This is a genomic window from Burkholderia sp. S-53, from assembly GCF_025560745.1.
GTDB lineage: Bacteria > Pseudomonadota > Gammaproteobacteria > Burkholderiales > Burkholderiaceae > Burkholderia > Burkholderia pyrrocinia.
In genome coordinates, this window is the sequence record NZ_CP090484.1 from 1732436 (window position 1) to 1746866 (window position 14431).

Annotated in this window: 12 protein-coding genes; 3 read left to right on the forward strand and 9 right to left on the reverse strand. The window is 68.3% G+C overall.

Going from position 1 to position 14431, the window contains the following annotated elements; all coding sequences use genetic code 11:
* Nucleotides 1-181 precede the first annotated feature (181 nt).
* Together LXM88_RS29875 and LXM88_RS29880 are read left to right on the forward strand one after the other, a co-directional pair.
* Nucleotides 182-2815, forward strand: coding sequence for an MMPL family transporter (locus LXM88_RS29875; protein WP_262542941.1), 2634 nt, complete (start codon nucleotides 182-184; stop codon nucleotides 2813-2815).
* Nucleotides 2808-3815, forward strand: coding sequence for an MlaA family lipoprotein (locus LXM88_RS29880; protein ID WP_262542942.1), 1008 nt, complete (start codon nucleotides 2808-2810; stop codon nucleotides 3813-3815). Before LXM88_RS29875 ends, LXM88_RS29880 begins: the two co-directional genes overlap by 8 nt.
* Nucleotides 3816-3923: 108 nt before the next feature.
* Here LXM88_RS29880 and ltrA read toward each other — a convergent pair whose 3' ends face one another.
* From ltrA to LXM88_RS29910, 6 genes are all read right to left on the reverse strand, one after another.
* On the reverse strand, nucleotides 3924-5291 hold the full coding sequence (gene ltrA, locus LXM88_RS29885; RefSeq protein WP_262536617.1) for a group II intron reverse transcriptase/maturase: 1368 nt from the start codon (nucleotides 5289-5291) through the stop codon (nucleotides 3924-3926).
* A 486-nt stretch (nucleotides 5292-5777) separates the two neighbouring features.
* Complete coding sequence (locus LXM88_RS29890; protein ID WP_412524174.1) at nucleotides 5778-6434, reverse strand: phosphorylase; 657 nt, start codon at nucleotides 6432-6434, stop codon at nucleotides 5778-5780.
* 54 nt (nucleotides 6435-6488) lie between these two features.
* A complete protein-coding gene (gene shc, locus LXM88_RS29895; RefSeq protein ID WP_262542944.1) occupies nucleotides 6489-8462 on the reverse strand; it encodes a squalene--hopene cyclase in 1974 nt (657 codons plus the stop codon).
* Between the two features lie 10 nt (nucleotides 8463-8472).
* Entirely contained in the window at nucleotides 8473-9726 is a 1254-nt protein-coding gene (gene hpnE / locus LXM88_RS29900; RefSeq protein ID WP_262542945.1) for a hydroxysqualene dehydroxylase HpnE, read from the reverse strand.
* Between the two features lie 13 nt (nucleotides 9727-9739).
* The gene (gene hpnD / locus LXM88_RS29905) at nucleotides 9740-10588 is read right to left on the reverse strand and encodes a presqualene diphosphate synthase HpnD (RefSeq protein WP_262542946.1); all 849 of its coding nucleotides are present in this window, start codon (nucleotides 10586-10588) and stop codon (nucleotides 9740-9742) included.
* Nucleotides 10589-10857: 269 nt separating this feature from the next.
* Complete coding sequence (locus tag LXM88_RS29910) at nucleotides 10858-11190, reverse strand: hypothetical protein (protein WP_262542947.1); 333 nt, start codon at nucleotides 11188-11190, stop codon at nucleotides 10858-10860.
* 191 nt (nucleotides 11191-11381) lie between these two features.
* Here LXM88_RS29910 and LXM88_RS29915 point away from each other — a divergent pair, with 191 nt between their 5' ends.
* The gene (locus LXM88_RS29915; protein WP_262542948.1) at nucleotides 11382-12266 is read left to right on the forward strand and encodes an alpha/beta fold hydrolase; all 885 of its coding nucleotides are present in this window, start codon (nucleotides 11382-11384) and stop codon (nucleotides 12264-12266) included.
* 51 nt (nucleotides 12267-12317) lie between these two features.
* Here LXM88_RS29915 and LXM88_RS29920 read toward each other — a convergent pair whose 3' ends face one another.
* The 3 genes from LXM88_RS29920 to LXM88_RS29930 are packed head-to-tail and all read right to left on the reverse strand — an operon-like array spanning nucleotide 12318 to nucleotide 14240.
* The gene (locus tag LXM88_RS29920; protein ID WP_262542949.1) at nucleotides 12318-13256 is read right to left on the reverse strand and encodes a GGDEF domain-containing protein; all 939 of its coding nucleotides are present in this window, start codon (nucleotides 13254-13256) and stop codon (nucleotides 12318-12320) included.
* Nucleotides 13253-13879 carry a chemotaxis protein CheC gene (locus LXM88_RS29925; RefSeq protein ID WP_047902105.1) on the reverse strand — a complete coding sequence of 209 codons (627 nt, stop codon included), beginning with the start codon at nucleotides 13877-13879 and terminating at the stop codon, nucleotides 13253-13255. Before LXM88_RS29925 ends, LXM88_RS29920 begins: the two co-directional genes overlap by 4 nt.
* Entirely contained in the window at nucleotides 13872-14240 is a 369-nt protein-coding gene (locus LXM88_RS29930) for a response regulator (RefSeq protein ID WP_011548759.1), read from the reverse strand. Before LXM88_RS29930 ends, LXM88_RS29925 begins: the two co-directional genes overlap by 8 nt.
* Nucleotides 14241-14431: the final 191 nt, after the last annotated feature.

Here is a 14431-nt window from a genome sequence, read left to right on the forward strand (position 1 = left end):
GCGCGGCAGGGTAGCGTCGATTATGTGAATATCCCCTTACAAAACAGCCGACCACCGCCATCGATTCCGCCGCCGCGAACAAATCTCCTTCCCGCCCCGAAACCCGCAACGTCACGTCTTTCGCCACGCCGCGCCGGTATACTTGGCTACTTTGCCCTTGCCAGCCGCTCCCCACCGCCACATGGTGACATCTCTCATCGTCCGACTCGTTGCGTGGTCGGTGCGCCGTCCCGTCTGGGTCGTCGTCCTGTCGCTCGTCATCGCTGCCCTCAGCGGTGTCTACGTCGCGCAGCATTTCAAGATCAACACCGACATCAGCAAGCTCGTCGATGCGGAACCGCAATGGGCCGCGCTCGGCCAGGCCGTCGACAAAGCGTTCCCGCAACGCAACGGCACGATCCTCGCGGTCGTCGAAGCGCCCGCGCCCGAATTCGCGAATGCCGCCGCGCATGTGCTGACCGAAGCGCTGCAGAAGCAGGCCGAAGCCGGCCGCATCGGCCAGGTCGCCGAGCCCGGCGGCGGGCCGTTCTTCGAGCACAACGGGCTGCTGTTCCTGTCGCCGCAGGAAGTCTCCGATACGACGTCGCAGCTCGCGAGCGCGCGCCCGCTCGTCAACGAACTCGCGAAGAACCCGAGCCTGACCGGGCTCGCGACGACGCTGGCCACCACGCTCGGCCAGCCGCTCCTGACCGGCCAGGTGAAGCTGCCCGCGATGGCCAAGCTGCTCGCGCGCAGCGCCGCGACGGTCGACGACGTGCTGGCCGGCAAGCCGGCCGCGTTCTCGTGGCGCGCGCTGGTCGACAGCGACGCCGCGCGGCAGCCCGCGCGCGCATTCGTCACCGTGCAGCCCGTGGTCAACTACGGCGCGCTGAAGGCCGGTGCGGAAACCAGCCAGGTGATCCGCGACGCTGCCCGTTCGCTCGACCTCGAGAAGCGTTACGGCGCGGCCGTGCGCCTGACCGGCGAACAGCCGCTCGCCGACGACGAATTCGCATCGGTCGAGGACGGCGCGGCGCTCAACGGCGCGCTCACGCTGCTCGCCGTGCTCGTCATCCTGTGGCTTGCGCTGCGCTCGAAGCGGATGATCGGCTCGGTGCTCGTCACGCTGTTCGTCGGGCTCGTCGTGACCGCCGCGCTCGGCCTCGCGATGGTCGGCTCGCTGAACATGATCTCGGTCGCGTTCATGGTGCTGTTCGTGGGCCTCGGCGTCGACTTCTCGATCCAGTACGGCGTGAAGTACCGCGAGGAGCGCTTCCGCGATCCGCGCATCGATCACGCGCTGATCGGCGCCGCGCACTCGATGGGCATGCCGCTCGCGCTGGCCACCGCGGCCGTCGCGGCAAGCTTCTTCTCGTTCATCCCCACCGCCTATCGCGGCGTGTCCGAGCTCGGCCTGATCGCGGGCGTCGGGATGTTCGTCGCCCTGCTGACCACGCTCACGCTGCTGCCCGCGCTGCTGCGCCTGTTCGCACCGCCGGGCGAATCGAAGACGCCGGGCTTCCCGTGGCTCGCGCCGGTCGACGATTTTCTCGATCGCCATCGCAAGCCGATCCTGATCGGCACGCTCGTGGTCGTGATCGGCGCGCTGCCGCTGCTCGCGTTCCTGCGCTTCGACTTCAATCCGCTGAACCTGAAGGATCCGAACAGTGAATCGATGGCGACGCTGCTCGCGCTGAAGGATTCGCCCGAAGCGGCCGTCAACGACGTCACGCTGCTCGCGCCGTCGCTCGCCGAAGCCGACGCGGCCGCGAAACGTCTCGACGCGCTGCCCGAAGTCGGCCGCACGACCACGCTGTCGACCTTCATCCCCGCCGACCAGCCGGCCAAGCGTGCGGCGATCGCCGCGGCCGCGAGCGACCTGCTGCCCGCGCTGACGCAGCCGGCCGCGCCGCCCGCGACCGACGCGCAGCGCGTCGCCGCGCTCAAGCGCGTGTCGGACCTGCTCGGCTACGCGGCGGAAGATCACCCGGGCCCGGGCGCGGCCGCCGCGCAACACCTGTCCGCATCGCTCGCGAAGCTCGCCGCCGCCGACAGCGCGACGCGCGACCGCGCCGAGCGCGCGTTCTCCGATACGCTGCGCATGGCGCTCGGCCAGCTCGCGGCGCTGCTGCAGCCGCAGGACATCACGCGCGAATCGCTGCCGCCGCAACTCGTGCGCGACTGGGTCGCGCCGGACGGCCAGGCACTCGTGCAGATCTCGCCGAAGGTGCCGAAGGGCGTCGACCCGAACGACGACACGATGCTGCGCCGCTTCGCGAAAACCGTGAAGGCCGCGGAACCGGGCACGACCGGCGGGCCGATCTCGATCCTGCATTCGGCCGACACGATCATCAACGCGTTCCTGCATGCGGCGCTGTGGTCGATCATGTCGATCACGATCCTGCTGTGGGTCACGCTGCGCCGCTTCGGCGACGTGCTGCGCACGCTGGTGCCGCTGCTCGTGTCGGGCGTCGTGACGCTCGAGATGTGCGTCGTGCTCGGCATGCCGCTGAACTTCGCGAACATCATCGCGCTGCCGCTGATGCTCGGCGTCGGCGTCGCGTTCAAGGTGTATTTCGTGATGGCGTGGCGCGCGGGGCAGACGGGGTTGCTGCATTCGAGCCTCACGCACGCGGTGCTGTTCAGCGCCGCGACGACGGCGACCGCATTCGGCAGCCTGTGGCTGTCGCACCACCCGGGCACGTCGAGCATGGGCAAGCTGCTCGCGCTGGCACTGACCTGCACGCTGATCGGCGCCGTGGTGTTCCAGCCCGTCCTGATGGGCAAACCGCGCGTCAAACGCGCCAAGAACCAATTGCAAGGAATCAATGAATAAGGTGCGAATCATTGCGGCGACCGTCGCCGCCAGCGCAATGCTGACCGGCTGCGCGACGGGACCGAACCGCAATCCGAACGACCCGCTCGAGCCGATGAACCGGACGATGTACAAGATCAACGACGCCGTCGATTCGAACATCGCGGTGCCGATCGCGAAGGGTTACCAGAAGATCACGCCGACGCCCGTGCGCACCGCGATCAGCAACTTCTTCTCGAACCTCGGCGATCTCGGCAACATGGCGAACAACCTGCTGCAGCTGCGCATCACCGATGCGACGCAGGATCTGATGCGCGTGGCAATGAACTCGCTGTTCGGCGTCGCCGGCCTGATCGATATCGCGACGCCGGCCGGGCTGCCGAAGCATCACCAGGATTTCGGCCTGACGCTCGCGCGCTGGGGCGTGCCGTCCGGCCCGTACCTCGTGCTGCCCGTGTTCGGGCCGAGCACGGTCCGCGACGGCGTCGGCCGCGCGGTGGACGTGCGCTTCAACCTGCTCAACTACATCGAGCCGGCCGCACGCAATCCGATGTACATCGCGCAATTCATCAGCGCGCGTTCGGACCTGCTCGGCGCGACCGACCTGCTGAAGCAGGCCGCGCTCGATCCGTATTCGTTCGTGCGCGACGCGTACCTGCAGCAGCGCAAGTCGCTGACGTATCGCAGCCAGTCGTCGTCGACCACGCTGCCGAACTACAGCGAGCCGGGCGAATCGGGCGCCGCACCGGCCGCGACGCCGGCCGTGCCGGGGCTGCCGAGCTACGAGGATCCGGGCGAGTCGGGCGGCGCATCGGGCACCACGCCGAACAGCGCGCCGGCCGCGCCGGGATTGCCGCAGTACGACGATCCGGGTGCGGACCATGCGATGCCCGCGAGTGCGCCTGCCGCGGCACCGGCAGCGGCACCAGCACCGGCATCGTCGGGCCCGGCGACCACGCCGGCCGCCGACGGTGCACCGGCTGCGCCGGCAATGCCCGCGAGCAGTCCGGCCGCGCAGTAACGCTGCAACGGCAACCGCCGCAATCGGCATAGGGGACGGCCATAAGGCCGTGCCCCTGCCACACCACCCGGCATGCGGGTCCGCACCGGGCGGTTCAGGAAGTTGAGGTTATGAGAGTCGGGGTACACCCAGCCGGTCGAAGTATGCGATGGTCAGCACGCTGTTGAGCAGCCGGTCGCTATTGCGCCACCAGCAGCGACTGTTGGCCGCCACCTGTCGCGCAACGTCATCCGATGCCCCCAGCGCACACAGCTCCCGGTAAATGGTCGTGCCACGACGCCAGTGTTTTAGCTGGATCGCTCGCAACCGGTGCCGCAGCCACTTGTCCAGTTCCAACCAGACACGGGGCGTTTGCGCGAGCCGGAAGTACGCTTTCCACCCTTGCACATAGGTCCGTAGTCGTTCCACCACCTCTGGCAGACTCCGCCCGCCAGATCGACGGGTCAGTTCACGAACGCGGTGTTTGAACGCCAGTAGCGGTTTGGCCGCCACCTTGCGCTTCACGACACCGCCCGGGGCCACCCACAGGCTGTAGCCCAGAAACTTGCGTCCAAACACACTCGCCACTGCGCTCTTGGTCTCGTTGACCTTCAGGCGCAGCCGACCATACAGGCGTCGCAGCAGAGCCATCACCCGCTCGCCCGCCCGACGGCTGCGAACATAAACATTCGCATCGTCGGCGTAGCGCACGAAGCAGTGACCCCGCCGCTCCAGTTCCTTGTCCACCTCATCGAGCAGCACGTTGGCCAGCAGTGGGGATAGCGGCCCGCCCTGCGGCGTGCCCTGACCCCGCTGCTGGACCACTCCGTCATCCATGATGCCGCTGTTCAGATACGCCCGGATCAGCCGGATCACTCCGGCGTCGCCAATGCGTTTCTGTACACGATCGATCAGAATGTCGTGGTTGACCCGGTCGAAGAACTTCTCCAGATCAACGTCCACCACGGTTCGCCGGCCTGACTGCACGTACGATTGCGCGGCTAACACCGCGTCATGCGCACGCCGTCCCGGACGGAAGCCGTAGCTGTACTCGCTGAAGGTAGGGTCCAGAACTGGCTGTAGCACCTGTAGCAGCGCCTGCTGGATCAGCCGGTCCGTTACCGTCGGGATGCCCAGCTCGCGCTCGCCCCCATCCGGTTTCGGAATCGTTACCCGTCGTACCGGACTGGGCCGGTACGTCCCCTTCAGCAACTGTTCACGAATCACAGGCCACGCCGTCACCAGATGACGCGCAGTCTGGTTAATGTCCAGGCCGTCTACGCCAGCGGCGCCCCTGTTAGCCCGCACCCGTTTGAACGCCTGCTTCAGGTTCCCTCTCGTCAGCGCCGCTTCCAGCAGCGCTGACCCCGTGTCCCCGGATTCATGCCGCGGGCCGCAAGCTTCGTCGCTAGCAGATGCACGCGCAGCTTCACCGCGCGCTTTTCCCGCTCGCCCCGTTTGCACGGACATCTGACGCAATGCCTGCCGCATCGACATGACGCTGAACACTCCTTCCCGTTTGGCCCTTCGTCACCAGCTTCAGCCTCACCGGCCTGTCCTGTGACTACTACGGCCTCTGCTGACTTCTCGCTCCGGCTCGACGCCGCTGCCCTTTCAGGCATGAGGCGAGATCTCCCCAGGTAAGAACGCACTCCTTCACTGCACAGCCGCCGGATTTACGCCACCGCTCCTTGATCACAAGAGCTTTGCGGTTTCCTGCCCGCTCGCCCTGGTCGGTGCCGCCTTCTATCCGGTTCTTGTTCATCGGCTCGCAGTTTCGCTCCACGCTTCCTCCCCACGATCGGTCACCCTCTCGCAGTTGCGCTTCGCTTCGCTCGCTGTGATCAACTTACGGTGGGACTTGCACCCACAAGAGTGCGCCCATGCTGGGCGCACAAGACAAAGAGCGCTGCATCGGCAGCGCTCTTTTTTTGTCCGCGAGAAACGAAGAGAGGTGGGAAAGCGAAACGCGGCGCGTGCCGCTCAGACGATCCGCATCGCGCCCGTACGCTCGAATGCGTGCCGTGCCTGGATCAGCGTCGTGCGCGCCGCGCGCGCATCGCTCGCGACCTGCAGCAGCGGGCCGAGCTGCGACGGCTGCTTCAGCAATTCGCGCAGGATCGGCAGGATCGCCGTGCTGCCGTCGTCGCGCAGGCCGGCCGTCGCCGCACGCGGCAACGTGCGCCACGCCGGATCGACGATCGCGCGACACACCGCGAACGGCACGCCGCGCGCAGCCGCGAAGGCCGCCGCGATGTGCGACTCCATGTCGACGGCGAGCGCGCCCTTCGCGTGGTGCAGCGACGCCTTTTCCTGTTCGCTGACGACCGGCGCGCCGACCGCTGCGATCGTGCCGCGCGTGACGCGCGCCCATACCGGCGTGTCGTGCAGCGCCGCGACGAGCCGCGTACTCCAGCCCGCATCGGTCTCGACGCGGCCGAACGGCCCGTCGATGGCGTTCGCAATCACGAGCGCGCCGGGCGCCAGATCGGGCGCGAGCCCGCCCGCCGTGCCGAAGCTCACGATGCCCGCGCAACCGCGCGCGGTCGCGTCGGCCAGCGCGCGCTCGAGCCGGTCGGCCCGCGCGGCGAATACGGCCTCGACGCCGTGGCCGCGTGCGATGCGCGCCTCGAACGCCATCCCCGTCACCGCGATGACGGGCAGTGCGCCGTTGTGCCGTGATGCGCCCACGCGTTACATCCCGACCGCGACGCGCGTCGCGTTGTCGCGCTTCAGGTTGCGGTAGCGCGCGAGCGCCCACAGCGGGAAGAACTTGCGATAGCCGTGGTAGCGCAGGTAGAACACGCGCGGGAAGCCCGTCGCCGTGAAGCGCGTCTCGTCCCACAGACCCTCTTCATTCTGCTCGGCGATCAGGTAGTCGACGCCGCGCGCAACGGCCGGGTTGTTCACCTCGCCGGCCGCCATCAGGCCGAGCAGCGCCCAGGCCGTCTGCGACGCCGTGCTCGGCGCCTGCTCGAAGCCGCGGTAGTTCAGCTTGTAGCTGTCGCCGTCCTCGCCCCAGCCGCCGTCCTTGTTCTGGATCGACAGCAGCCACTGCGCGCCGCGCTTCACGCGCGGATCTTCCGGCCCGAGGCCGGCCGCGTTCAGCGAGCACAGCGCGGTCCACGTGCCGTACACGTAGTTCATCCCCCAGCGGCCGTACCAGCTGCCGTCCGGCTCCTGCTCCTTCAGCATGTAGTCGAGCGCGCGACGGGCCGGCTCGCTGTTCGCGGCCGTCTCGCCGAGCTGCGACAGCATCGACAGGCAGCGGCCCGACACGTCGGACGTCGGCGGATCGAGCAGCGCGCCGTGATCGGAGAACGGGATGTTGTTCAGGTAGTACTGCGTGTTTTCCGGCTCGAACGCGCCCCAGCCGCCGTCGCTGCTCTGCATGCCGACGACCCATTCGCGTGCGCGCGCCATCGAATCGCGGTACGCGTCCGACTGCCTGAGCTTCTGCGCGCGGTCCATCGCCATCACGACCACGGCCGTATCGTCGACGTCCGGGTAGTGCGCGTTCGCGTACTGGAATGCCCAGCCGCCGGGCCGCACGTTCGGGCGGCGCGAGATCCAGTCGCCGCGCACGTCGAGGATCTGCAGCGGGCGCAGCCAGTCGAGGCCGCGCAGCACGGCTTCCTCGGCACGCGCATCGCCGGTTTCGAGCAGCGCGTGCGCCGCGAGCGACGTGTCCCACACCGGCGACAGGCACGGCTGGCAATACGCTTCGTCCTCCTGCACGACGAGCAGCTTCTCAAGCGCCTTGCGCGCGATCGCGCGGTTCGGATGATCTTCCGCGTAGCCGAGCACGTCGTACATCATCACCGCGTTGGCCATCGCCGGATAGATCGCGCCGAGGCCGTCCTCGCCGTTCAGGCGCTCGTCGACGAACGACACGGCCTGGCGGATCGCGCGTTCGCGCGTATAGCTCGGGAACAGGCCGTCGACCGCGCGCAGCGCATGGTCGACCACGCGGAAGAACGCGAACCAGCCGGCGCTCTGGTGGCCCTGGCGCGGCAGCAGCCCGGCGTTGACGGGCGGATCGATGAACAGCTCGTCGATGCGCACGCCGCGCGGGTTCTTCGCGAGCGGGCGCTTCGCGTTCAGCACGAGCAGCGGCACGATCACGGTACGCGCCCAGTACGACACCTTCGACAGGTGGAACGGGAACCACTGCGGCAGCAGCATGATCTCGACCGGCATCATCGGCACCGCGCGCCACGGAATCGCGCCGTACAGCGCGAGCTGGATGCGCGTGAACACGTTCGACATCTCGGCGCCGCCCATCGCGTGGATCGCACGGCGCGCGCGCTGCATGTGCTCGGCGTTCTCGTCGTCGCCGATCACCTTGAGCGCGAAATACGCCTTCACGCTCGCGCTGATGTTCGGCGCGCCGTCGGTGAACAGCGGCCAGCCGCCGTCCGCCTGCTGGATGCGGCGCAGATACCGGCCGATCTTCTGTTCGAGCTCGAGGTTCGGCGTCTCGCCGAGATAGTGGACGAGCAGCACGTATTCGGCGGGAATCGTCGAATCGGCTTCGAGTTCGTAGACCCAGTGTCCGTCCGCTTTCTGCGCGGCCAGCAGCGCGTCGGTCGCACGCGCGACAGCCGCGTCGACGCCGGCCGGCGCGGTGCCGGCGGACAGGGTAGCCATTTCGGTGAGATCGTTCATCGGTCCCTCTTTATTGTGTCTGGAGCACGTCCGCGGCCAGCTGGCCGGAACGGATCGCGCCCTCGATCGTGGCGGGCAAGCCGGTGGCAATCCAGTCGCCCGCCAGCACAAGATTGGTCCAGCGCGTACGCACGGCCGGACGTTTCATTTCCTGCGACGGCACTGCCGCAAAGCCCGCGCGCGGCTCGACGACGAGCTGCCACGCGGGGATGGTTTCCGGGTTCGCGCCGGTCACGCGCGCGACGTCTTCCCAGATCCGCCGCGCGAGCGTGTCGCGCGGCATGTCGAGCCAGCGGCCCGCGTCGCGGATCGTCGCCGCGAGCTGGCCGCCGCCGGCGCGCACCGCATCGACGACGCCGTTGACGACGGTCGTCTGCAGCGGGCTGCCGGCCGGCGGCTCGACCGCGAAATACGCGGTCACGACCGCGCTGAATGTATCCGGCGCGGTGAGTTCGGGTACGAGCGGCAACGCGACCTCGGGCGGCACGGCCAGCACGACCGCGTCGCCCGGCGCGAGATCGATGCGCTCGCCGCCGATCGCGACCGCGTCGACCGCATTGCCGTGCGCGCCGAACTCGAACGCGTCGAGCCGCGAGTTCAGCCGGATCTGCGCGCCGCCGTGCTGCAGCATGCGCAGCGCCGGTTCGACGAATGCGCTGCCGAGCCCGTGGCGCGCGACGAGCGGACGGCAACCGGGGCCGCCCGCGGCAAACATGCTGCACATCACTGCGCGCGCGAGTTCGGCACTCGCATGGCGCGGCTCGACGTTCAGCACCCCGAGCCAATACGGCCGCAGCCAACGATCCCACAGCACGCCGTCGCATCGCATCGTCTGTGCGAGTGAACGGCCCGTGAGCGCAAATGCGAGCGGGGCGAGCGCGAGGTAGTCGAGCGGCGTCGTGCCCGGCGCACGCGACGCGGCATCGAACAGCCACGACGGCCAGTGCCCGTTGCCGAAACGCAGCGTCCAGCGCTGCTGCGACGCAACGTCGACGACCGGAAATTCGGGCAGCGCCGGCCCGACCAGTTGATCGGCCGCGCCGATCGCGCGCAGATAGCGCTGCGTGGCCGCTTGCCCTGCGAAGACCGCGTGCAGCCCGCTGTCGAGCGTCGTGTTCAGCGTCCCGTCGAACCATGACCGGCAGCGGCCGCCCGCATGCGCGTGCGCGTCGTGCAGCACGATGTGCCGCCCGCGGCGCTGCAGCTCGACCGCGGCCGACAGGCCCGCGAGTCCGGCACCGATCACATGGACGGTTCTGGGCATCGACTCGGTCGGCTCAGAACAGCGCGTAGCGCGCGGCGATCATCAGCATGCGCGCTTTCGGCTTGCGCAGCGGGGCGCGCGGGGCGGCAAAGCCGCGTGCGACCGCGGCTTCGAGAATGCAGCGATACGCGCCCGACATGATGCGCGGCGCCTTCACCTGCGCACGCGGGCAGGTATCCATCACCGCGTCGGCCTGGCGGAAGTGCTCGAGCGCGCGCTCGACGAGCGTCGCGCACACGCGCGGCAGCGCCGGATCGCGCACGATCGTCGCCGGATCGGTGATCGCGATGCCTTCGCGCGCCAGCAGCTCGCGCGGCAGGTAGCAGCGGTTGATCGCCGCGTCGTCGTCGATGTCGCGCAGGATGTTCGTCAGTTGCAGCGCGCGGCCGAGGTGGTGCGACAGCTTGATCCCTTCGGCTTCCGGCATCCCGAATATCCTCACCGACAGCCGGCCGGCCGCGCTCGCCACGCGATCGCAAAAGAGGTCGAGCGTCGGCTCGTCGGGCGCGCAGATGTCTTCCACCGCGTCCATCGCCATCCCGTCGATCATCGCGTGGAAGTCGTCGCGCTGCAGGTTGAACGCGCGGATCTCGCGATCGAGCGCGGCCAGATGGCGCGGCGGGCGACCCGCGAAGCACGCGTCGATGTCCGCGCGCCAGCGATCGAGGCCCGCGTTGCGCTCGGCACGCGGCAGGTCGCTGTCGGCGATGTCGTCGACCGCGCGGCAGAACGCATAGACCTGGAACATCGCGTCGCGCTGCACCGCCGGCAGGATGCGCATCGCAAGATAGAAAGAGCTGCCCGATGTGACGGCAGCGGCGTCGGTTTCTTGTTCGTCCACGACGGAATTGGAAACGGCCAAGACAAGCTCCACGGAGACACCCACGCGGGGCGATTGAAGAAGCCATGCCCGGCTGGGATGGTCAGGGTGTCAAATGCGTGCGAGATATGCGAACGATCGACGCAGACAGGCACAAATTACCGGCCGGAAGCCGGAATTGGGCGAAAGTATAGCAATCTTTGAAGTTCGATGGCGGACACGCGCCACGCCCGGCGGGGCGCCGGGAACCGTTGGCGGGCCCGCGCGGCCGGCCTCGGCGGGAACAGCCGCCGCACGGCGCCGGCGGCTCGTCAGCCGTAAACGATGTCGCGCTGCAGGTCGAGCGCGATGAGCCCCATTTCGCGGGTGAGCTGCAGCATCGAGCGGCGTTCGAGGCGCGAGCCCATGAAGCTCGTCACGCGGCCATCGGGCTCCGCGGTGAACTGAAATACCGCGCCACCCGTGCCGAACCACGCGCCCGGCACGTCGGGCGATTCCTGCCAGTCGATCTGCTCGAACACGCGCGCGATGCCCGCGCGCACCAGGTCGCCCGGGCCGATCGGCGGCGCGATCTCGCCCAGGTCGTCGAGCGAATAGGGGCCAGGTTTATCCGGCCTCCGATAGAAGAGATAGTCGACGTTCATGGGGCGCAATCGCGGGTAAAGCAACAAATTAGCGCGCTTCGGCTCATATGCATATCGGATCCAGACGAATGTGGCCTGCGCGAGACAAGAGGGACGGATCGCAGCCCGCCGCACAGTTGCGCAGTGCGTTCGCGCTTGGATGCGCACGGGTTCGTCTAAGATGACACCTTTCCGGAAAAAACACGAACGCCATGGAGACGACCGTAACCGCCCCCCCGCAGTCCGACCATCCCGTCTTCGTCCTCGTGCACGGCGCCTGGCATGGCGCGTGGTGCTACGCGCACGTCGCGGCCGCGCTGGCCGCGCGCGGCTACCTGTCGATCGCGCGCGACCTGCCCGCGCACGGCATCAACGCCCGCTTTCCCGCGCCTTATCTCGAACGGCCGCTCGACAAGGACGCGTTCGGCGCCGAGCCGTCGCCGGTCGCGAACACGACGCTCGACGATTACGCGACACAGGTGATGCAGGCCGTCGACGACGCGTATGCGCTCGGCCGCGGCAAGGTCGTGCTGGTCGGGCACAGCATGGGCGGTCTCGCGATCACGGCGGCCGCCGAACGCGCGCCGGAAAAGATCGCGAAGATCGTCTATCTCGCGGCGTTCATGCCGGCGTCGGGCGTGCCGGGCCTCGACTACGTGCGCGCGCCAGAGAACAACGGCGAGATGCTCGGCCCGCTGATGCTCGCGAGCCCGCGCGTGGCCGGTGCGCTGCGCATCGATCCGCGCAGCGGCGACGCCGCGTATCGCGAGACGATGAAGCGTGCGCTGTACGACGACGTGCCGCAGGCCGACTTCGAGGCCGTCGCGAACCTGATGACCTGCGACGTGCCGGCCGCGCCGTTCGCAACCGCGATCCCGACGACCGCCACGCGCTGGGGCGCGATCGACCGTCACTACATCAAGTGCCTGCAGGACCGCGTGATCCTGCCCGCGCTGCAGCAGCGCTTCATCGACGAAGCCGACGTGTTCGCGCCCGGCAATCCGACCCACGTGCACCAGCTCGACAGCAGCCATTCGCCGTTCATGTCGCAGCCGGCCGTGCTGGCGGGCGTGCTGGCCGGCATCGCGAAAAGCTGAGCGCGGCACGCGCGGCGTGAAGCCGCTTCGCGCGCTGCGGGGCGGGCGCGCCTACGCGTAGGCAACCGAGCGGTCGCGCCCGAGCCGCTTCGCGCGATAGAGCGCGGCGTCGGCCTCGTTGACGAGCACGTCGCTGGTCGGCGCGCCCGTCTTCGCGCACGCGCCGCCGACGCTCGCCGTCACCGGCACGCTGACGCCTTCCGCATCGACCGGCAAGCTGCCGATCGCGTCGCGCACCTTGTCGGCCACCAGCATCGCCTCGTCGAGATTCGTGCACGGCAGCAGCAGCGCGAATTCCTCGCCGCCGAAACGGCCGAACGTATCCTGCGCACGCACGATCGACGCGACGCGGCGCGCCGTCTCGCGCAGCACGGCGTCGCCGGCGGCATGCCCGAAGCGGTCGTTGATCGTCTTGAAGTGGTCGAGGTCGAACAGCAGCACCGACATGTCGCCGCCGTAGCGCTGCCAGCGCGCGAATTCGTCGCCGAGCCGCGCTTCGAAGAAACGCCGGTTCGCGATGCCGGTCAGGCCGTCGCGATTCGCGTGTTCGCGCAGCTTCGCGACCGCTTCCTCGCGCTCGCGCTGCATCACGCTCACATGCGTGACGTCCGAGATCGTCACGCACACGGCCTCGACATCGCGGCTGCGCGTGAGCGGCATGAACGTACAGTCCTGCTGCATGTAGTCGATGCCGCCGGTAATCGGCCGGTCGTGCTCGAAGCGGAACAGGTAGGGCCGCTGTTCCCACGAGCTGAACGCGAAGCTGCCGAGCTGGAACACGCTCTCGACCTTGCGCGACAGCCACGCGCGCGGCAGTTCCGGAAAGCAGTCGAACAGGTTGCGGCCGATCACGTCGGCGGCCGGGATGCCGCTGTGGTCCTGCATGAAGCGATTCCACATCAGCACGGTCATCGAACGGTCGAGCACGAACAGGCCGAAGCCCACCCGCTCGATCACGAGGTCGCTCAGCGACGGCGCGGCGGCCGTCATAGCGCGGACAGCAACGCGTCGAGCGCGTCGCCCATCAGCCGGATCGAATCCTCGGCCATCAGCATCACGAAGTGAGCACGGAATGTGTGGTCCTCGAGCCCGAAGTTCACCTCGAGCAGCAGCGCGACGCTCCACGCGAGCACGTTCGGCTGGAATACGTCGTCGAACGACACGTTCGCGCCGAGCAGCCCCGGCGGAAAGAACACGGGCTTGCGGCCGAGCTCGTCGAGGATCGACGCGACGCATGCGCCCATCAGCACGTTCGCGACATCGAACACGAGTTCGTCCGGCGTCGCCATCCCGCCGGACACGCCTTCGCCGAACGTGCGGTCGACGATCGACATGAGCCGCGCGACGCCGGCGCTGCGGCACAGCACGATCGCCTCGCCCTTGATGTCGGAACGAAAGCCCTGGCGCACGGCGGTCACGTTGTCGTGAATGCCCGTCATCTCGCGCAGCGCGTCGCCCGCGTCGGCCGCTTTCACGACGCGCACGCGCGGCACCGACAGTTCGATGAAGCGCCCGAGCAACAACGCAAGCCGCGCGGCGGCGCGGCCCATTGCAAGGTTGGCGATCTCCTGCAACGCGTCGCGTTGCTCCGCCGTGAACACCGATTCAGGCATACAACCCATACTCCTTGAGAATGGGCAGCAATGCCTCCGACGTCACGGGCTTGGCAACGAATGCGATCGCGCCCAATTCACGCACGCGTGCTTGCGCCTGCGGCTGGATATCGGCGGATACCACGATCACGAACGTGTTCAGATCTTCGTGGCGCAGTGTTTCCAGTACCTGATATCCGCTCATGTCGGGCATCGTCAGGTCCAGAAACATCACGGAAGCTTTGCCGTCACGATAGAGCGCCAAGGCCTCGCGACCATTCGCTGCATACGCGACGTCAACGTCCCAGTCTCCCGGCAACGCCTTTGTCAGAAGTTTGCGAGCGAGCAGCGAATCGTCGGCAATTACAATCGGCAAAGGCATGGGGCGATGCGGTATACGGAATGGTCTCTCTCGCGTTAACGGCCGCGCGGCGCGCTTCTTGAGGCGCCATGCGTTCGGGCGCGGGCAACCGCCTTGCAGCCGCGCGCGGGCGCCGCGACGCAGGTGCGCGCGACGCACCGCGCGGTGAATGCCGGCGGGCGCATATATCTGTCATAGGGAAAGCAAGGCGC